Source organism: Brevibacillus panacihumi (assembly GCF_003710985.1).
GTDB lineage: Bacteria > Bacillota > Bacilli > Brevibacillales > Brevibacillaceae > Brevibacillus > Brevibacillus panacihumi.
In genome coordinates this window covers 17,040-37,036 of the sequence record NZ_RHHT01000074.1, presented here as the reverse complement: position 1 = coordinate 37,036, position 19,997 = coordinate 17,040, and the positions used below count along the sequence as shown (strand labels likewise).

Annotated in this window: 17 protein-coding genes and 2 pseudogenes; 8 read left to right on the top strand and 11 right to left on the bottom strand. The window is 47.4% G+C overall.

Going from position 1 to position 19,997, the window contains the following annotated elements:
* Nucleotides 1-10: 10 nt before the first annotated feature.
* Nucleotides 11-571: a TetR/AcrR family transcriptional regulator gene (locus EDM58_RS24060; protein ID WP_122915618.1), complete on the bottom strand. Its 561-nt coding sequence runs from the start codon at nucleotides 569-571 to the stop codon at nucleotides 11-13.
* 208 nt (nucleotides 572-779) lie between these two features.
* On the opposite strand from EDM58_RS24060, the gene EDM58_RS24055 reads away from it, so the two are divergent.
* Both EDM58_RS24055 and EDM58_RS24050 read left to right on the top strand, forming a co-directional pair.
* Nucleotides 780-3,893: a GNAT family N-acetyltransferase gene (locus tag EDM58_RS24055; protein WP_122915579.1), complete on the top strand. Its 3,114-nt coding sequence runs from the start codon at nucleotides 780-782 to the stop codon at nucleotides 3,891-3,893.
* Complete coding sequence (locus tag EDM58_RS24050; protein WP_023555765.1) at nucleotides 3,890-4,747, top strand: amidohydrolase family protein; 858 nt, start codon at nucleotides 3,890-3,892, stop codon at nucleotides 4,745-4,747. Before EDM58_RS24055 ends, EDM58_RS24050 begins: the two co-directional genes overlap by 4 nt.
* A 67-nt stretch (nucleotides 4,748-4,814) precedes the next feature.
* Here EDM58_RS24050 and EDM58_RS24045 read toward each other — a convergent pair whose 3' ends face one another.
* The gene (locus EDM58_RS24045; RefSeq protein ID WP_122915617.1) at nucleotides 4,815-5,801 is read right to left on the bottom strand and encodes an AraC family transcriptional regulator; all 987 of its coding nucleotides are present in this window, start codon (nucleotides 5,799-5,801) and stop codon (nucleotides 4,815-4,817) included.
* 199 nt (nucleotides 5,802-6,000) lie between these two features.
* On the opposite strand from EDM58_RS24045, the pseudogene EDM58_RS24040 reads away from it, so the two are divergent.
* Nucleotides 6,001-6,561, top strand: a pseudogene (locus EDM58_RS24040) (NAD(P)H-dependent oxidoreductase); the annotation flags it as partial.
* A 47-nt stretch (nucleotides 6,562-6,608) separates the two neighbouring features.
* Here EDM58_RS24040 and EDM58_RS24035 read toward each other — a convergent pair.
* Nucleotides 6,609-7,373, bottom strand: a complete 765-nt coding sequence (locus tag EDM58_RS24035; protein WP_425455637.1) for a VCBS repeat-containing protein — start codon at nucleotides 7,371-7,373, stop codon at nucleotides 6,609-6,611.
* Nucleotides 7,374-7,485: 112 nt separating this feature from the next.
* Entirely contained in the window at nucleotides 7,486-7,902 is a 417-nt protein-coding gene (locus tag EDM58_RS24030; RefSeq protein ID WP_023555768.1) for a MarR family winged helix-turn-helix transcriptional regulator, read from the bottom strand.
* A gap of 96 nt (nucleotides 7,903-7,998) precedes the next feature.
* Between EDM58_RS24030 and EDM58_RS24025 the strand changes: the two genes are divergently transcribed.
* Nucleotides 7,999-9,216, top strand: a complete 1,218-nt coding sequence (locus EDM58_RS24025; RefSeq protein ID WP_122915576.1) for an MFS transporter — start codon at nucleotides 7,999-8,001, stop codon at nucleotides 9,214-9,216.
* Nucleotides 9,217-9,302: 86 nt separating this feature from the next.
* Here the strand turns inward: EDM58_RS24025 and EDM58_RS24020 are convergent, their stop codons facing one another.
* Nucleotides 9,303-10,439 (bottom strand): hypothetical protein, encoded by a 1,137-nt coding sequence (locus EDM58_RS24020; RefSeq protein ID WP_122915575.1) that lies wholly within the window; start codon nucleotides 10,437-10,439, stop codon nucleotides 9,303-9,305.
* Nucleotides 10,436-10,960 (bottom strand): RNA polymerase sigma factor, encoded by a 525-nt coding sequence (locus EDM58_RS24015; RefSeq protein ID WP_122915574.1) that lies wholly within the window; start codon nucleotides 10,958-10,960, stop codon nucleotides 10,436-10,438. The genes EDM58_RS24020 and EDM58_RS24015 overlap by 4 nt, the downstream gene beginning before the upstream one ends.
* A 183-nt stretch (nucleotides 10,961-11,143) precedes the next feature.
* On the opposite strand from EDM58_RS24015, the gene EDM58_RS24010 reads away from it, so the two are divergent.
* Nucleotides 11,144-11,665 (top strand): ECF transporter S component, encoded by a 522-nt coding sequence (locus EDM58_RS24010; protein WP_122915573.1) that lies wholly within the window; start codon nucleotides 11,144-11,146, stop codon nucleotides 11,663-11,665.
* Between the two features lie 60 nt (nucleotides 11,666-11,725).
* Here EDM58_RS24010 and EDM58_RS24005 read toward each other — a convergent pair whose 3' ends face one another.
* From EDM58_RS24005 to EDM58_RS23980, 5 genes and pseudogenes are all read right to left on the bottom strand, one after another.
* Entirely contained in the window at nucleotides 11,726-13,696 is a 1,971-nt protein-coding gene (locus tag EDM58_RS24005) for an amidohydrolase (protein WP_246001032.1), read from the bottom strand.
* Nucleotides 13,697-14,089: 393 nt separating this feature from the next.
* Entirely contained in the window at nucleotides 14,090-14,416 is a 327-nt protein-coding gene (locus EDM58_RS24000; RefSeq protein WP_122915571.1) for a DUF4180 domain-containing protein, read from the bottom strand.
* A 483-nt stretch (nucleotides 14,417-14,899) separates the two neighbouring features.
* A pseudogene (locus EDM58_RS23990) lies at nucleotides 14,900-15,141 on the bottom strand (BlaI/MecI/CopY family transcriptional regulator).
* Between the two features lie 94 nt (nucleotides 15,142-15,235).
* On the bottom strand, nucleotides 15,236-15,955 hold the full coding sequence (locus EDM58_RS23985; RefSeq protein WP_122915569.1) for a FadR/GntR family transcriptional regulator: 720 nt from the start codon (nucleotides 15,953-15,955) through the stop codon (nucleotides 15,236-15,238).
* A 138-nt stretch (nucleotides 15,956-16,093) separates the two neighbouring features.
* A complete protein-coding gene (locus tag EDM58_RS23980; protein ID WP_122915568.1) occupies nucleotides 16,094-16,717 on the bottom strand; it encodes a FadR/GntR family transcriptional regulator in 624 nt (207 codons plus the stop codon).
* 360 nt (nucleotides 16,718-17,077) lie between these two features.
* Between EDM58_RS23980 and EDM58_RS23975 the strand changes: the two genes are divergently transcribed.
* From EDM58_RS23975 to EDM58_RS23965, 3 genes are read left to right on the top strand one after another with little or no spacing between them, the layout of a single operon-like run.
* Nucleotides 17,078-17,614, top strand: coding sequence for a TRAP transporter small permease (locus EDM58_RS23975; protein WP_122915567.1), 537 nt, complete (start codon nucleotides 17,078-17,080; stop codon nucleotides 17,612-17,614).
* A complete protein-coding gene (locus EDM58_RS23970) occupies nucleotides 17,611-18,891 on the top strand; it encodes a TRAP transporter large permease (protein WP_122915566.1) in 1,281 nt (426 codons plus the stop codon). Before EDM58_RS23975 ends, EDM58_RS23970 begins: the two co-directional genes overlap by 4 nt.
* A gap of 21 nt (nucleotides 18,892-18,912) precedes the next feature.
* The gene (locus EDM58_RS23965; RefSeq protein ID WP_122915565.1) at nucleotides 18,913-19,977 is read left to right on the top strand and encodes a C-terminal binding protein; all 1,065 of its coding nucleotides are present in this window, start codon (nucleotides 18,913-18,915) and stop codon (nucleotides 19,975-19,977) included.
* Nucleotides 19,978-19,997: the final 20 nt, after the last annotated feature.

Genomic DNA, 19,997 nt, shown 5'->3' with positions numbered 1-19,997 from the left:
CACTACCTGATCATTCAAAAAAAGATGGGGTTAAAGCCCTAACGAATAATTCAACACTCGACTTGATAAAATCATGCATGGGTATTTTTGTAATTGATGATGCACCAAACAACTGCGACATGAACGCACCGTAATTCATCCACATGAAAGTGATCGCCTGCGTCTCCGCATCGGTTGCAACCATTTTTTTCATTTTCTGCATCTCCGTAAAATAATTCGTAAGCAGCTCCAAAAGGATTCGGGGATGCTTCTGTGCTTTTTCGCGGATCTCAAACAATTCATCATCCTTCAACACGATGAGGAACAATTTTCGATTACGCTCCATGATTTCAAAATACATGTGGCTTATCATCAGTAAATCCGTACGTAAATCCCAGATGATTTTCTCTTGAAACACATTGGTCATTTCTATCGAATAATGATAGTGGTCAACAGCTTTTTCCAGCAAATTCTGCTTGCTCCCAAAATTGCGGAATAAGGTCATCTCACTGACGCCTGCCGCTGCTGCGATCTCCTTTGTGGATACACCTTTGTAGCCTTTTTCCGCCATTAAATCGATTGCTGCCAGCATCAATTTGTTTTTATTGTCCACATCCTCGCCTTCCCTTCTACAAACCAGTACGTTAGTTAGTACACACTAACATCCCTTGCTTAGAGAATACCGTTATTTACCAAGCAAGTCAATAAAAACGGGATAAACCCGAAACAAAAGCTATCTCTCAATCGTATTCTCTCTAGTAGGATACAAAATTTTACATTGAATCGAGGTGCAAGAAAAGATGGAAAGCATCTCTATTGTCCCCTACCGTCCCGAACTCGCCGCCGCAGTAGCCGATATGTGGAATGCCAGCCGGGATAGCTGGGGAGGCGGCAATTCGATTACGACAGCCGAACAGATCCGACAGGAAGAAGCAAGCTCCGATGCCCTCGCTGTCTATCTGGCGATGGACGGCGAAGCAGTGGTTGGCTATTGCAGCCTGGCAGAGTACAGGGAGGACACCGGGGCCTTATACATCCCGCTCCTGAATGTACGGCCAGAATACCACGGCAAAAAGGTGGGACGCATGCTGCTCGGGCGCGTGCTGGAGCAAACGGTTCAGCTTGGCTGGCCGCGGCTTGACCTCTACACCTGGGCCGGGAACACGAAGGCTGTACCGCTCTATAAGAAATTCGGCTTTTTCTGGGAAGACCGGGACGATTCCACCCATCTGATGAACATGATTCCCACGGTTTTGCGTACGGAAGCGATCGCTTCCTATTTTGAGGAGCTTGACTGGTATCGGGACTCGACGCGGGAGATTGTGGTGGAACCGGACGGACGCAAGGAAAACGGATTTGATTACTTCACCTACTCGTGGGAAAAAGGAGATAGGAGCCTGCGCGTGGAGTTTGAGCGCAGAGGCCGAGGCATGAGCCTCATCGAGACGGAGAATTACCTGTTGTCTGCCGAGGTAGAGAAGCTGGACCTGGTGTTCGGCCGGGAATACCAGATACACTACCGGATTGTCAACAAATCAGGCAAGCCGTTGCACCTCTCTTTGAAAGGGGAATCCAACGAAACAATCCGCTTTGACTATCAGCAGGAGCTGGAGGTTACGGGGGAAACGACGCTGTCAGCCAGTTTTTTCGTCGGTGAGATCAGCGAAGAGCAGAGCGTCTGGCGCACCCATCCCCGTGTCAGCACACAGATTCTCATTAATGGAAAAAGCGCGCTGTTTCAGGTGGGGATTCTTCCCAAGTTCCCCGCTTCCCTTTCCTTGCATGTACCTGGCCTGACCTACCCGGGACAGCAGGTGCGTTTTTATCTGGATGTGGAGAACAACTTCACCGAAGAAGCAGCATTTTCATTCGATTTGCCCTCACGTTCCTTTCTCCACATCAAAGAGCAGCCCCGCACACTCCGATTGCTCGGCAAAGAACGCATCTCCTACCCTCTAGTGGCTGAGCTCTATGAACATGGCTTCTACGAGACGGATCTTCGTGTGGAGGCAAAGCTGCAAAATGGCACCTCTGTCTCTTTTGTCAAAAAAATCGGTGCCGCCTTTACGGGATTAGGAGCCATGCTGTCGGGGGAAACGGAACAAGCCTGGGAGATTCACCATGGACGTCACTCCCTCTATTTGAACAAGGACGATAACGAGATTACCGTTGCCAGCGATTCCTGCCAGGAGCCGACCTATTTCAACTACCCCAAGATCGGCAGACCGTATTCCAGCGAGTTTTCCAAAAAGCGTGCCGAACGAGTAGAATTCATCCAGGAAAAGGGAGCCATTGGCATTCGCGCCACCTATCACTCCGGCGCTTATCCTCAAATCGCGCTGATTGGAAAAACACTGCTGTATGGAGACGGTACGGTCGTATACAACGTAGAGCTGGAAAATCTTTCAGCAGAGCGGACATCGCCGGAGCTTTGGCTGAATCAGGGCATTTCGCATCAGCTTCAACGCCCCATTCTGCCCTATCAAGGCCGCTATGTCGAGACACCATCCTCCTACGGGAGCGATACCGATTATTGGGATGGCGAATCCATCACGGAAAACTGGCTGTTTTCGAGGGACGAACCCGCGCCTTGGGGAATGTGCTGGCCTGAGGAGTACCGCCTCGATTTCCAAGGCTGGTACATCACGCTGGAAGACAACCTCGGCATTCTGCAGCCGCAAGAGAAAAAATCGTTCGGTCCTGTCTACCTTGCACATGGAGGCTTTACCGACTGGAAGGAGTTCCGTGCGTTCGCCCGACAAGAAGCACTTCCTGCAGAATTGTCCTTGACCGCCCATCTGGAGCTTGCAGCCAATGAACACAACCCGTTTGTCGCGGGCGAAGAATTTGGCGTGCTCGTCAAGGAGTACAAGCAGCAGTATCTGGAGGGAGAATTGACAGCTCGCCTGTCGAGTGAATCTCTTGCTGAACACACTCAGCGCTATACCGAGGACGAGGAGGCGACGGAATCCAGCTTCTCCTTTGCTGCCCCAAGAATTCCGTATGAAATCGTACAGGTAGAGGGGCATTTTGCTACACATGAAACCTCCTTGCGCAGCACCGTTTTTCCAGTTGGACAAGACAAAATGACGCTGGAAGTAACCGAGGAAGAGGGACAAACGGTCTACCTTGCCGACAATGGACCGTTGCGCATCAAAGCAGCGCCGGACTTTTTCCCTACGCTCTACTCCCTTGCCAGCGATGGACAGGAATGGCTAGCCAGCTCCTTTCCTGAGCGGAGGCCCCAATCATGGTGGAATCCGTGGACAGGGGGAATCAGCAACCATATTGAAGAACTGAGCGGGTTTTCACTGGTCAAAGAAGAGCGAACAGCCTCCTTCGTCGAGCTGACCGATAACAGGCAAAATACATGGCGGGGAATCAAGCTGAGCTACGATGTGAAAAAACAGGAAAAATATCGCGGGTTGACATGCCATCAGTATTACCTGCTGCTGCCCGGAGTGCCAGTCCTTTGCCATACGGTAGAGATCGTGCAAAATACCGGAACGTATTTTGCTGACAAGGGCTGGACGACTGACATCTTTTTGCATACAGGGGAGTCGGGCGAGAACGTCTGGTTGAAAACCACCGGAGCGAACGGCGAGGAGTTGACTTACCAACTGGCGCAGGGAGAGTTGAGCATTAGCGAAACCTCCGATTATCTGATTGGTTCGGCTTCTCGAAAAGACCGGATGCAGATCGTGACGGACCTGGATTCAGCTCAGATGCATACCTACTCCAACAAGGAAGTGGCTGTCGCCTCGATCGTGCGCAATCTGAATCTTGCAGACAAAGGCATCTCCTTTACCCCGCCCGTCTTTTTCCTGTTCGCGGACAAGTTGATTCCTTCTGATTCCTTGTCTGCCTTGCGGGCGATTCGATTCACCAATCCATCGAAGGAGGGTGCAGATTGAAGATCATTGATGCGCACATGCATTTGTCACATATCGAGGAGTTTAAACGGACAGCAGCAGAAAAGTCGTTTGTCGATTACTCGGTCGCAGGCATCCTGCAGGAATATGCCGAAAACGGGGTGGTGCTCGGCATCGGCATGGGGTTGACGGAGACGCAGCAGGACGGCTTTCCCGACGCGGAGGCTGTCACTCCGATGGGACTCGACTTGACCGACGAGCTTCCCCCACAGCTCGTCTACTGCCTGGGAATCAATCCGTTCAAGCTGGATGAAGCGGCGATGGCAAGACTCGAAGAAGACCTGCAAAAGCCCAATGCGGTCGGATTAAAAATCTACCTGGGCTACTATCCCTTCTACGCCTATGACAGCGTCTATGATCCGGTCTATAAGCTGGCCGCAAAATACCAGGTGCCGGTAGTCTTCCACACCGGTGATACGTATTCGGAGCGAGGGCTGTTGAAATACTCCCATCCGCTCACACTGGACGAGGTAGCCGTGAAGCATCGGGACGTTACCTTCATGATGGCCCATTTTGGCGACCCGTGGGTGCTGGATGGTGCGGAAGTGGTCTATAAAAACCGCAATATGTTTGCCGATCTATCCGGCTTGATGGTAGGCGATGCGGCCAATTGCCAGCGGCTGAAGGACTCACCGCTCTTTTTCGCCCATCTGCGCCACGCCATCACCTATTGTGATCATTACGACAAATTTTTGTTTGGAACGGATTGGCCCTTGGCTCCGGTGAAGCCGTACATCGAGTTCGTGAAAGAGCTGATCCCGGTGGAGCATCACGAGGATGTGTTTTACAAGACCGCATTGAAGGTGTTCCCCAAGATCAAGCCGTTGGTGGAGTAAATAGATGAGGTAGCAGCTGGAATGGGAAACTGCTCAGGCAATGAAAAGCCTGAGCAGTTTTCTTGATTCAGGCCCTCTGCATCGCATTGGCCCTGTATTGCCCTGGTGTTAGTCCCGTCCACTTTTTGAAAGCATTTTGAAAGGCGCTTGGATCGGAAAAATGAAGCAGGTAGGCAATCTCGGTAATGGGATATTCCTTTTTGTTCAAATACCCCAATGCTATTTCCTTGCGAGCATTGGCAGACAGTTCATTGTAAGACGTGTTCTCTTCCTTCAGCCTGGCTTGAAGCGATCTCGTACTCATATAAAAGGAATCAGCCGTCTGCTGCAGGGTAGGAAAAAACACCGGCATGCATGACAGCATCCATTGAAAGACCCTGTCTGAAAATTCCCTTCCCCGGATCAGCTTTTCCCTGATCTCCTCAGCAACGGGTTCAAAAGCTCTGCGCATCCTGGGATCTGCATACAAGATCGGATATTGCAGCACATCTCTGCTAAGCCGCAACCAGGTATCTGTGCCGCCAAAGCGGGGCTCTACCCCAAACAGGGACAAATACGGCCTGGTATCAGCGGGAGCGGCATGGGCGAATTGCAGTTCTTTTACAGGAATTGCGCGATTGCTCATGCGAACGATCAAATGATACAAGGAGCTGACCATATCTTCCAAGCAATGACGGGACATTTGCGTCGGGGTCTGTTTCAAAAAATGAAGGTAGACATCGTTGCCCCGCTCCTCCCATTTCACCTGATAGCCGCTGCATAAGATCACGTTATACCGCTGATAGGCTGTCAATGCATCGACGATCTTTTCGGAATGCATCATCACATAACCCAGGATGCCCATGTCCGCTACGTCCGTTAGCTGCCCCTGATGCAAGCCGAAGTGATCATCCTTCGTGTAGGTCGCGGCCTCTTGCATCAGACGGACAAGTTCCTGCTCCTCAATGCGAGCCTCCACATCCTGCAGCAGGTTGCTGTCAAAGGAAACCTGGCGGCAAAAATGCTCAAAATCATACCCTTTTTGAACGATCGTTTTCATGATCGGGTACACCATGGAAATAGCAAATTCCTGGACACTGCTCACCGCCCAAGCCTCCTTCTCCTTATGCGCCATTCAGCATGATTTTTACGTGTTGGCGCATACATCTGTCGCAATTATCAAGGTATGCTGAAAATATCTCGATTCCCATCATATCACAGATCAATGCAAAGGGATCTGAACGATCCAAGCATTCTAAAAGGAGGATACAAATTTGAAAATTCTCGTTATCAACGGCCATCCTGACCCGGAGAGCTTTTGCTCGTCCTTGGCTCGCGCTTATATGGAAGGAGCAGCGATGGGATCCGCAAATGTTCGAACGATTGACTTGAGCCAGATCTCGTTTGAGCCAAATTTAAAATACGGGTACCGGAAAAGAACAGAGCTTGAGGATGATCTGATAGAAGCGCAGGAATTCATCCGTTGGGCTGATCACCTTGTCTTTGTCTACCCGACCTGGTGGGGGACGATGCCCGCTGTCCTGAAGGGATTTTTCGATCGCGTCTTCTTGCCCGGCTTCGCGTATCAATATCGTGAAAATTCTTCGTTGTGGGATAAGCTTTTAACCGGGAAAACCGCCCATCTGATCGTCACGATGGATACGCCAGCCTGGTACAACAGATGGATATACAGACAAGCCGGACATCAAGTCATGAAGCGGAACATCCTGCATTTTTGCGGAATCAAGCCTGTGCGAATCACCGAGATCAGTCCGGTCAACACATCCACAGAGGCAAAACGCGCCAAATGGCTGGAAAAGGTGAAGGTTTTGGGGTCAGGCTGGCATAAAAAACGCAGCCCTTATCGGCTGCGTTTCTCTGTTCATCTGGCTGAGGGAAATGACGCACCTGGTATGGATACGGACAATCGGACGGATTGAAATTGATCGCCATTCCACGTCATCAGGTTTTCGACATAGCCGAGCGTATCAGCATTGATCGTTCCAATAATCCGCTGAAGAGCCAAGAGATCGTATCCCATCCTGTTTTCATTTGTCACGATGGGATACAGCGCTCCTAGAGCAAGCACTTCTCCTGTCGCAGGTTGTTTCAGCTTGCCATTATCGTAGTAATACTGCGATAAATAGTCCCGTCCTTTCTGGCTGATATCAATCGTGAAGAACACGTTCAACCGACGACTCCCGACACTAACGTTGTAGTAGTCCTCGTAATTCACCTGGAATTGGTATGCTTGATTGTATTTATCAACGTCGAACATCTCGCGGAGCACATGATTTTTGAAGGAATACATGTAAAAGAATCCGTATCCGCCGCTGCCTCCCGAATCGATACTGACCAAGATGTCTGGTACGTGATCCTTTGAAAAATCCCCAAGGAACAGCCTCGCGTTATAGCCTGCATCGTTGGGAAACTCTACTCTTGTAGAGCGTTGGGAGACTCCATCTTGGATCACCAGCGTGATATGATCCGCGAAGTTTCCGGTTCCTGCCGATGTATCGCCGTACAAATAGATGTTGTCCGCCACGCCGTCCCCCGTCACATCCCCTTGCATCCAATCAAGCAAAGTAAGAGGAGAGGCATCGTTTTGATACACTTGCCCTCGAATTGGTCTGTACAAAGGAAGCATCCCCTATTCATCGGTTATATGCTGGATACCTTTTGACTATATGAGGTACCATATGTGGGTTCATAACCAGATGACTGTGCGGATGCCCAGGAAGACACTCATTTGCTTCAGTCTATTTGCTGTTGAATTTCTGCAGTAATTGCGCGAACTGCTGGCGCTCCTCAGAAGACCAGTTGCGCAATTTTTTCGTGACTCTCTCCAATCTCGCCTCTTTCGTATCAGCCAATTCCTGTTTGCCTAAATCGGTTATCTCAAAGGAACTCGCCCTCCCGTCCAATGGATCGGACATGCGCAGCACATATCCTTTTTTCTCCAAGGCGGCCATTTGTCTGCTTGCCGTGGATACATCCAGGCCAAATTCCTCTGCCAACGCTTTGACTCCTACTGCATCATGGGTCGCTATGTGGTGAAGAAAGAGATAAGCAGATCGTTCCAGTTTACCAATCGATTTTTCCGTTGTAATGGAAGTAATATGTCGGACCAATACTGCTAATTCTAGTTCTATGATTTCCAATGCTTTTTCGTCCATCTTTATCCCCCGAAATCAATTTGACATTCAAAAAAATAGTTGTATAATGCAATTATATTTTTAGATTACATTTTACTCAGAAAGGTGTCAAACTTCATGTCTTCTCAAAATCACTTGCATTCACCTCGAGAGGGGCAGAGTCTTTTACAGCAGCCTCGCTCGGTTTGGGCTGTATTTTTTGCCTGTATCATCGCGTTTATGGGAATTGGGCTTGTAGACCCGATTTTGCCCGCAATTGCCAAACAGCTTCACGCCTCTCAGAGTGAAGTCACCCTGCTGTTCACCAGCTACAATGCCGTTATGGCGGTGGCGATGCTGATTACCGGTACGGTTTCGTCCAGACTGGGAATCAAGCGGACCTTGCTCGCCGGTATTGTCATTATAGCCGTTTTTTCCGCTCTTGGCGGATTATCCAATGGAATTTGGGAGCTGATCGGGTTACGCGGTGGCTGGGGTTTCGGGAATGCCTTATTTGTGGCAACCGCTTTGACTGCTATTGTATCCTTATCATCATCGGGTACTGCGCAGGCCATTATTTTATACGAAGCAGCAATCGGCCTTGGGATTTCGGTGGGTCCCCTCCTTGGTGGAGAGCTGGGTGCCATTTCATGGAGAGGACCGTTTTTGGGAGTAGCTGTCCTGATGGCGGTCGCGTTTGTTGGCCTGTTCGTTATGATGCCTAACAAGCAAACGTCGCATGCTGCGAAGGCCAAAACATCGCTGCTCGATCCATTCCGAGCTATGAAACACCGTTCCCTGCTCGTCTTTGGCATTACAGCTTGTCTGTACAATTTTGGATTCTTCACCCTGCTGGCGTATGCTCCGTTCGTCATGGGCTTGGATGAGCATGGCTTGGGCTATGTCTTTCTGGGTTGGGGTGTACTGCTGGCGATTACCTCCGTATTCACGGCGCCCAAGTTCCAGCAAAAGTTCGGAACCGTTACATCCATGTGCATCATGCTGTTCTTGTTTGCGCTGGATCTGCTCGCCATCGGGATTTGGACATCGACGCAATGGGTTGTCATTGCAGCCGTCATTTTTGCGGGTGCCTTGTTAGGAAATAACAACACCTTGATTACGACGGCCGTCATGAACGCAGCTCCTGTAGAGCGGGCTACTGCGTCTGCAACCTACAGTTTCCTCCGGTTCCTGGGAGGTGCGGTGGCACCATTCATGGCGGGTAAACTGGCCGAGATATACAATCCCCATGTTCCGTTTATCGTTGGTGCAGGATTTGTTCTCCTATCCGTACTTTTCGTAATGGCCAATCGATCCCATGTGGGGCATGTGGATGAGGCGGGGGCTGCTCATTGAGATAAAACCGGGACGCGATCTCTTCGCTCCCGGTTTTTTCATAAAAAAATCCGGCAAAAGCAGCTTCGCTCTTGCCGGGTTTCCTCTTATTTCAGGTCAATCACCATGCCGGTAATGACACCTTTCTCATCCTTGTGGAATTGGAGCCCCAGATAATGACCATCGGCCTCGCTGAATTGTACCGAGTCCGAGAAACCGGTTTGGCCCTCTGCGAACAACATTTCAGGTGAGAGCTTTACACTCCAGCCGTCATACTCATAGTTGATCCTGCCCTCTTTGTCATAGGTTACTTCCTTGACGGATTCTGGTATGACCTTGCCATCCGCAAGTCTTTTCTTCAGTTCCTCGATCCGATTTGCCAGTTCCGTTTCAGCCGGATCAGTCTTGGTGCCGGATTCCGGTTCTTTCAACAGTTCTTTTAAGTAAGCCTCTGCCTTGGCAGGATCGGCCTTGGCTTTGTCCAAAGGCAGATCCATCAGCAGCGATACACCATCATAATCGGATTTGGCGGTTACTTCGCCTGTACTTTCATTGTAAGCGAACGCTTCACTGTTGTAGAAGGGGCTGCCGCTGCTGACAGCGAGATACACCCCTCTATCGGCAAACATTTCCACGTAGTCGCATTCGATCAGTCTGTACTGAATGCCGTTCAGCACAACCTCGCTGTAGCCGCCTCTCATCGAAGCAATATTTACCTGCCACGGTTTCAGGCCTTTTATGAGAGGTGAGATGAAGAATGATTCTTCTCCGTATTCCGGATCGCTCGTTTTCGGCATCGGGCGGCCATCTTGTCTGGCGATGGACACGACCGCATAGGTTCTTTCCGGATGGATCTCGTTCGTTGAGTTGGACTCGTTAAGTTCTTTCAGTCCCGCTCCTGAGACGATCCCGTGCAAAGTAAATTTGTAATCCCCGGAATCGACGGACTTGTTGACTTCAATCGCGTCGCTGCTTTCAAACGCCTTCGCCAAAATCTTCTCTCCCAGCTGCACAGCTACCTGATCGGAACTGAAGAACTGCGTAGCCGCAATCGCCGTTACAGACATGACAAGTGTCAGGATGGCAACCATCACTCCTGTGGATAGCCTTTTTCTATACACATGATTCATCGAATTCCTCTCCTCTACCCGATTGAGTATGCTTTGGTTCAGTTTCTCTTCCGGTTCGCCTGGAGAAGCAAGAGCTTGTCTGAGCATTCGTTCCCACTTGTCGGAATCATTCATGTGGACTCCACCTCCAACAGCTTTTTCATGTTACTTCTTGCCTTGAAAAGCCTGCTTTTGACTGTACCCGGCGGAATTCGCAATGCCTGTGCGATCTCTTCAATGGACATTTCAGCGGTATAGTGCATGTAGAGCGGAATTTTCAGCTTGTCATCCAGCCTTTCCGCAGCAGCTTGTATGAGGCCACGAAGCTCATGGGACAACACGGCATCCTCGGGAGTCGCTTCAATTTCTGACACGGAAGCATGATCTACAGCCTCGTTGAGCTCCGCTGTAGGAGCAATTCTCTGCCTCCAGGCGAACTTGCGGCGATTGTTTTTGCGCAAGCGGATGGCAATGGCGATGAGAAAGCTCTTGGGATTTTGGTTCGCGTCCATTTTATGGATGACTTCGATTGCTTTCAGGAAGGTTTCTTGATAGAGGTCATCTGCATCTTCCTTGTTTCCCGCAAGCCTGTAGCAAAACCCGTAGACCGCTTTGCCGTGTATGTTGATTAGATTGGTAAGCTCATCGATATCCAAGTAGGCACTCCTTTCTGAAGGATCGTTCACCTATATATTGTCATAACTTTGTGGTGGGTTCACAAAATGGCAGACGAAAAAACCACGCCTGAAGTAGCGTGGTTGCGATTCTCGCATGAAGGATATTTATTAATGCTCCATTTACGAGTATGATAATAGCTAAAAAAGAAAGAGGCTGTCATCATGGATTCATTTTCACCAAGAAACAGAACGAAAACACAAACATTGGTCATCAATGCACTTTTCATCGCTTTTACCCTTGCTGCTACCATGTTCGTCAACCTAAGGCTGCCGATCATGGGAAATGGAGGCCTCATTCATCTGGGCAACGTGCCTCTTTTGATAGCTGCCTTTGTTTTCGGCAGAAGAACGGGAGCCGTAGCAGGCGCCTTCGGAATGGGCTTATTCGATGTGATCTCCGGTTGGATGGCATGGGCTCCGTTTACTTTTGTCATCGTAGGGGCAATGGGCTATGCAGCCGGTCTCATTTCTGAATCGATGCCAGGCAAGAGAGCACTTGTATACACGCTGGCAGTTGCAGTAGCACTGGTTATCAAAGTCGTGGGCTACTACTTTGTCGAAGTCATCCTCTACGGCAACTGGATACAGCCATTCGGCTCCATCCCAGGAAACGTTCTTCAGATCGTAATCGCCGCTATCATTGTCATCCCTCTTGCAGGACGATTGAAGAAAATTTTTGGATAATCCGCGGGACAAGTCCCCCCTTTATCTTTTTAAGAAGAATAGAGGGGGGATCTTTTCGTTTTACTTCATGTTCTCCTGCCACTTCTTCAGCAAAGCTTCAGCATGGGTTTTCAGGGATTGATACGCATCCTCGGATACTGCCCCCGCCTTTTTATGATCATCGAGCAACTGGTTAAAGCTTTGCATGTGCTTCACAACCTGTTCGGATGCCACCTGTTGTTCAAAACGGGCCGCTGTGTCCAAATGGGCTTGCAAGGAACGGGCCGCCCCATGGTTGGAAAATTCCCCAGCCTTTTCGAATTGCTCGACAAGTGTTTGCAGATAGGATACGTCAATAAACGTAAGATCACGGAATACTTCCTTGCCCTCAAACAAAGTCAACAAGACCTTCGCTTGATTAATCTCCGTTACGGGAAGCTCGAAAAGATTTTTATCCACAACCACCAGGTCCGCTTTTTTGCCTACCTCTATAGAACCTCTTTCATCCTCCGCGAAAATCAAATGGGCTCCGTTGATTGTATAGCTGGCAATCATATCCTCGAGAGAAGCTCTTTCCTTCGGCCATGCTGCCTTGTCCAGATCGGCTTCGACGGCTTTGTCCCGATCTAATCTGGTTACCCCTACCTCGAGCCCTGTAAAAGGTATGAAGTCGCTAAGAAATTGAGCTGTTGAAGGATAATCACTTGATGAAGCAACCGGTATTCCAGCTTCAAAATAGCTGTTCATCCGACGAAGATCCTTCAAATTTTCCTCACTTAAATCATAATCACTCTTCCTGCTGGCAAACCAGGCAGGCTGTGGAACAGGAATTACTCCCAGATCCTTAAACCGGGCAACATCATCTTCCCGAACCCAGCTTATATGAGTAATGGCATGCCGGGAATCTCTTCTTCCATTTACTTTAACAGCATATTCAAAAGCGTCTAAAGCATTGCCACTAGGGTAAAATCCTTGAATGCCAATCGCATGGACATAGACGCGGAACCCTTCTTTATCTAAGGCAGCCACAGTTTCCTCTAATACATCCTGATCCCAAACCAACAGATCGTCGCCGACACCGTCCGCAAATATTTTAACGGAATCTACCTTGTAAAGCTCTCCTTGATATTTGTCGCGCAGTTCCTTAAACATACTGATCTGCTCTGTCCCTCTATTTTCATCAGCCCACAATGCTAAATCGTATCGCATAGTCAATTTGCCTGCATTGTCCATTTCTTCAAATGCTTTCAACAGGTTTTCGGTTGGGTAGTGAATAGGCACGAATACGCCGGTAACACCATTTTTAGCTGAAAATTCCTGCCACGCCAAAATCGTCTCTTTATATTCCTGCACCGTAAAGTCCGATTGGGGAAGAGCGTTAATCACAAGGTTATGGGCGGAAAATTCTTGTAAAATTCCTGTCGGCTCTCCTGTTTTCGGATCGCGTTCAATCATTCCTCCTTTTGGATCAGGGGTGTTTTTGTCTATCCCTGCATTCGCAAGGGCCTTTGAGTTCACCCATAAATCGTGATGGCTGCTCGAGATAAAGACAGCAGGTATATCAGGGACAACCTGGTCGAGCCATTCATTAGGAGCGAGCCCGCTGGATTCGATCAAATCTCGTTTCCAGCCTACGCCACGCAGTTGCTTACTATCGGGATGCTCCTTCAGGTAATCCTTGATGGCCTGTTTGTATTCATCCAAGGTCGAATAATTCGTAATATCCAACCAAAAAAGACTTTCCGCCATCAGGTAAGCATGGGCATGGCTGTCGATAAATCCGGGCAAAAGCATTTTTCCCTTCAGATCAATCACTCTGGTGTTGGAACCTTTGAAAGCGGCGGCTCCTTTGCTGTCACCGACGTAGAGAATCTTGCCATCCTTGACCGCAACCGCTTCAGCTATGCTGCGATCCTTGTCAACCGTGTAAACGCTACCATTTTCAAAGATCAAATCAGCCGCTTGCTTGGCCTTATCTTTTGCCAGCGCACTTCCGGTAAATACCGAGCTCATCAGCAAAACGATGAATAAGAGGAATGAACATACTCTCATCGCAATCAAACCCTTTCTCTTGGATTTTACCTCTCTACTCGCTTCCTTTGGAAAAGCTCAGTCCCCCCATTTCCCTGCACGATTTCATTGAACCCGAAAATCACCACCTCGTTGTACGGAGAGTTGGGATGCCATCAAGTTCTGTATGATGTGTTGTGCATTATGTGTTGTGTATACATTGTATGGAACGAAGAATCCATGAGTCAATATATTTTTTCAATTTTTAGAAAGTTGTATCCTTTGTAGGATAACAAACGGCCTCTATCTGCATCCTGTACACGTATTGGCCTAGAATCCAGCCCCCAATCTGCATAGCCTTGAAGGGACCGTAGACTTAGGTCTCCTGAAAGCCGCAGCTTGGGGGCTGGTCTGTCATATAGGCAGGCGTTGATGCTATAAGCTTAACTTCTCAATGGCTTGTTGTTCCGTCGGCAAGAAAAAAATCGCGTTGCCTTTATTCGACTCATAGATGAAATCCTTTAGGCTTTGACTGGAATACACAGAGAAGTCTCCGACAATGGCAAGCTTCACGCGATAATTGATGAACTTCTGAAGGATCTCGCCTGCCAGACGTGTTTTCAAATCGAAGAAGCGCTCGCTGATCAGGGATTTGTTTATGATGATCCGATCGCAGTCAGCCTCATAATGTACCGTTGCCATAAGATCCAATGCTGACTGGACATCCTCTATCAGGATTTCGTTGTTGCTCACGACGGCTATAGGAACACCGTTTTGCTATCTTCATCATCATCCTCCTCGTTTTCCATCCTCTGTAAATCTTCTCACTAAGCCTTACAAATGTATACAAAAAAACGGCGTTTCTGCCGTTTCCTGTATAGACATCCACGTGTTCAAGGCATCTGTTCGATCGGCTTTGCTTTTATCAATTCCCCGACAATCTCTTGCTGCTGCGGAATGTCTTCTAAAAACGTCACCTTGTAGCAGAGATCGTTCTCTACCCAAAAATAACTGATATTGTCATCCTCATCTGGCGAGCTAAATCGTCCATCTCTTTTATATTTGGCCGTTTTGAATACTTCCTTCCCCTCTATTTGCAAAGGAGTTGTTTTGACGATGTTATAGTCAGGTCTGAGGATCTCGTAACGATAGGTGCCCGTCTTCCTGATCTCTTCATAGATGCTGGTGTCTTTCCTTTGATCAACATAGAAGCTTTGTTTCTTGTCTCCTGTCTGGTTGGTCCTTTCATAGGCTACGATAAAAGATTTTGAGATTGGTTACCATCAGCTTTGCCGCTCCGCCAAACACTCTGGATAAAAAGGATCTGCTTTCCGCTTTGATGCATTCTGTTTCCGAAACCGCAGGGTAGTACAGGTAGCTTCTTCCCGCCTTCTCAAATCTGATCGCCTTTTTTTCAGCAGCCTGTTCAAAAAGGTGCGAACCGTCTGATCACTCCACTCAATTTCAGCCGGCAGTTGAGCAGCGATTTTCTCAAACGAACCTTATATTTAGCCTCATAAAAAAACAAAACGCTCGGGAAACCAAGCGTTTTCACGTATTTGATATGCGAAGCAAGCTGCATTATGCGTTTTTCGTTGATTCAAAAATTTCCCATATTTTTCTCTCATTCCAAAGCAAATGCTCCCTCATGCTTTTCGAGGCAGCTTCCGAATCTCTCTGCAAGATGGCTTCCAAAATCGTCTGATGCTCATCATAGGCTTGCATAAAGCGGTTCGGTTCTTTCATGGAATGCATTTTGCTAATTCGAATGACTTCTTTGATTTTTGTTGAAACGGCTTTGAAAAAGTCTATATAGATTGAGTTCTGTGAAGCTAAAATAATCGAGTAATGGAACAAATAATCCTCTTCCAGTCCAGTGGAGCCATTTTGGACCGCTTTCAATAGATCCTCATTGCACTCCTTGATTTTTAATAGATCCTTTTTCGTCCCTTTTTCAGCAGCCAAACCTGCTGCCTCTACTTCAAATCCTCGCCGAAATTCAAGGACTTCGTTTAGCTCTCTTTTTTCCATCAAGTTGGAAGTAACACGCAGGATGATCGAATCGCCATGGATATCTTTTAGAAAAATTCCTGATCCTGGACGGGTTTCAATAATTCCGTTGGCACTCAAGACGCTCATCGCTTCTCTTACAGCGGTTTTACTTACATTAAAAATAGAAGACAATTCATTTTCTGACGGGAGTCTTCCTCCAGGTTGGATATTTTCTTCCTGAATATATTGTTCAATAGCAAATATAATCTCTTCAAATAATCGTTTCTTTTTGATTGGCTTTAAAGCCATAGAATCAACTCCTTTACAAATATGGTGGTCTGACCAATGTTCAAGTCAAAGTATATCTATTATTAAAAGTGTTTAGTCGTATGGTTTTCTTATGGTTAGACCAATTTAGGTCTGAGAAAAAACATCTATCAGATACGATTATGATCCACTGATTCCCACTAAATCTAGCAAATAAAAAATTTTTTGTAAATCTCTTTTTTGAATTGCTGTATCCAGCTCACTCCACTCAAAAGGCTGTTGTTTCCTTTCAAAGTATTGATTTGCCGTCAAGAGTTGATAGGATTCTTCCCAAAGAGAATGAAAATAAGGGTTTGGAAGCCTTTTTCCGAATGAGGAAACCACCTGATAAAAGTTTTCCCAAAACGAATCACGTTCCTGTTGATCCGGCAAGGGTTCCTCTGATTTCAGAAAAGAAAGGATGATCGTTTTTGCACACATGAGAGCAACCTCAAAATAATGCTCCAGCTCTGGCATGGGAATTGTTTTGTTGATTACACGACTCGGAATCATATAAGGCGGCGAGCTGGCGACAAAGGTCCCTTCCCCTTGTTTGGAGTCGAGAAAGCGCAATAGCTCCAAGACCTTGATACCTTCCCGTACTGAAGAACGGCTTACTTGCAATAGTTCACTAAGCTGTCTTTCCGTTGGCAGTTTTTGTCCGGGTTCCAACGGGGTGCTGTCGATATGATCGATGATTTGTTGCGTAACCTGCTCAAACATTCTAGGAATGGATTTAATATGCTTATTGGTGTTCTTCACCATGGATTCTCCTCCCGAAAATGGCTAAATAAATTTTATCAAATAAAAAAGAAAATGACTAACGAAACGACCCGGAATGCTTGAATGGAAGCATGCTGTTTTGAGGCAGACTAAAATTGTTAGAAATATCTAAAGGTATTGACTAATGAAAAACTCTACCATATACTGACTCTATCAAATTTAGTAGTTTTTTTCTTCACATTGGTCTGACCATCATTAATTAACTAGATAAGATAGGTTCGATGTTGTTTCTACGAATTGGTCTGACCATAAGAATATACTAAGAAAGGAGAATTGCATTCATTTCGTATTTTGAAATCGCTTACTCTTTGTCCTGATCCCAAAATAGTGAGGAGTGCTGTCATGCAGAAATTCATTCATTTCGTGAATCGACTATCCGTTCTATTGATATCCCTTCTCCTGGCGTTGATGTGTATCCTCGTATTTGGAAATGTTGTGTTGCGTTATATGTTCAACTCCGGAATTACTTGGTCCGAAGAAATGGCGAGGTTCCTGTTTGTATGGATGATCTTTTTGGGAGCCATTCTCGGGTTGAAAGACAATGAGCATTTGGGTGTCGATATGTTCGTAAAGAAAGCATCCCCAAAATTCAAAAAAATTCTCTATGTCATTTGTAACCTATTAATCCTGTACAGTCTGATCCTGCTATTGAACGGAAGCTGGAAATTAACCCTGCTCAGCGTCGATTCAGTCGCACCTGCAACAGGCTTGCCCTACTCCTATTTTTATGGCATTGGCATCATCGCAAGTATCGGGATGGGAATGGTCATTTTCAGAAATCTGTATAAAGTGATCGTAAAAAAAGAAACCGACAGTTTAATCATGACGATAGATTCTGAGGAGATGACAGAACCGTTACCGAAGGAGGAGGGGAAATGACCTTAACCATTTTCGTTGGCTCCCTGCTCGCAGCGATGGCGATTGGTGTGCCGATTGCCTACGCTCTCCTGCTTAGCGGAATCGCCTTGATGTTCTATCTCGATGTTTTTGATACGCAGATTATTGCCCAAAACCTGATCAGCGGTGGAGATAACTTTCCGCTGATGGCCATCCCCTTCTTCATTTTGGCTGGAGAATTGATGAATCGAGGCGGTATCTCCAATCGAATTGTCGCCTTCGCATTGGCACTCGTCGGGCATCTTCGCGGAGGACTGGGATATGTAGCCGTTATTGGCAGCGTTTTATTTGCAGGCCTTTCCGGTTCGGCTGTCGCGGATACCGCCGCATTGGGCGCCATTTTGATCCCGATGATGGTAAAAGCGGGCTACAATAAAAATTCTGCCAGCGGTCTCATAGCAGGCAGCGGCATTATCGCACCTGTCATTCCCCCTAGCATCCCGATGATTATATTTGGCGTAACGGCAAACGTTTCCATTACCAAATTATTTATGGGTGGTATAGTACCCGGATTGTTGATGGGCGTGGGGATCGCGATCGCCTGGTGGATACTCAGCAGAAAGACCAAGGTAGAAGTTCTGCCTCGAAAATCAATGAAGGAGATCTTGAAGACAACCCTGCAAGCTTTTTGGGCGCTTCTGTTGCCTGTGATTATTATCGTCGGGATGCGAGGTGGTATTTTCACTCCGACTGAAGCCGCCGTTGTTGCTGTTTTCTATGCCCTGTTCGTAGGTTTTGTCATCTACAGGGAGTTGACCATATCGGCTTTAGTAGAGGTGCTGGTTACATCGGCGAAAACCACGAGCACCGTTATGTTTCTAGCCGCTGCGGCAATGGTGTCCGCTTGGCTCATCACGATTGCCAATATTCCAGCAGATCTCGTGAATCTGCTTAGTCCTTTCATGGAGCATCCGACCCTGCTGCTTTTGGTCATTATGGCGTTAGTGCTTCTCATCGGTACCGCGATGGATTTAACACCGACGCTTTTAATCCTCACTCCTGTATTAATGCCGATCGTTCTGCAAGCTGGAATCGATCCTGTCTATTTCGGCATTTTGTTTATCTTCACGAACTGCATTGGATTGTTGACTCCTCCGGTGGGAACGGTCTTGAATGTGGCTTGCAGCGTAGGAAAAACAGATATGCAGGGAATTATGAAAGGGGTATGGCCATACTTAATCGTCCACCTGATTATTCTCTTGGTATTAATTCTGTTCCCAGCCATCATTACAGCACCGATTGCGTTTTTAAGTCGCTAATCAATCAAAAGGAGATAAAAAATGGCTACATATAAAGTCGTGATCACAGATTGGGAATTTGCGGATCTTCGTTATGAAGAGCAGGTCTTGCAGCATCCAGACGTAGAAATGGCAGCTTTTCAATGCCGCACAGAAGAAGAAGTCATCAAAGCTTGCCAAGGGGCCGATGCGATTATTAATCAGTATGCCCCCATCACACGAAAAGTAATTGAATCTTTAGAGAAATGCAAAGTCATTACTCGTTACGGGATTGGATTAAACACCATTGACCTGGATGCAGCTACTGAAAAGGGAATTTGTGTTGCGAATGCGCCCGATTATGGAATCGATGAAGTATCCAACCATGCTTTGGCGCTGCTCATGGATGTAGCGCGTAAAATCACATTCGCGAACCAGGATGTCAAACAAGGAAAGTGGGATTTCAAACCCCTTCAGCCCATTTTCCGACTGACTGGCTTAACGCTGGGCTTGGTCGGATTTGGAAATATAGCACAAAGATTGGCGGAAAAGGTCGTGCCTTTAGGGCTAAAAGTAATCGCTTACGACCCGTATATTCCCGAGGAGGTGGCGAAAAATCGAAATGTCGCTTTGGTATCTTTGAATGAACTTTGCCGAAAATCAGACTTTATCTCTGTTCATGCCCCCCTTCTCCCCTCCACAAAGGGGATGATTGGAAAAGAACAATTTCAACTAATGAAAAAAGGAGTATCGATCATCAATACTTCACGAGGTCCCGTGATAGATGAAGCGGCATTCATTGAAGCATTGAAAGCTGGAATTGTCGCGGGAGCCGGGCTGGATGTGGTGGATCAAGAACCGATTGCATCCAATCACCCTTTCCTTTCCATGAACAATGTCGTCTTGACGCCACACTCCGCTTGGTACTCGGAGGAGGCGGCTGTGGAAGTCCGATCCAAAACAGCCTTGGGGGTTGTAGATGTGCTCGTATATGGGGAATATCCGAAATACCTGGCGAATCGGCAAGTCATGGAGAAGACAAATCTCCGTCCACACCTTGCGCATGAACGCTACAACTTTGACCGAGACGCGATCTTGCAGAAAATGAAAGCAGCAAATCAAGACTAAATAAGGGGATGGTAACCATG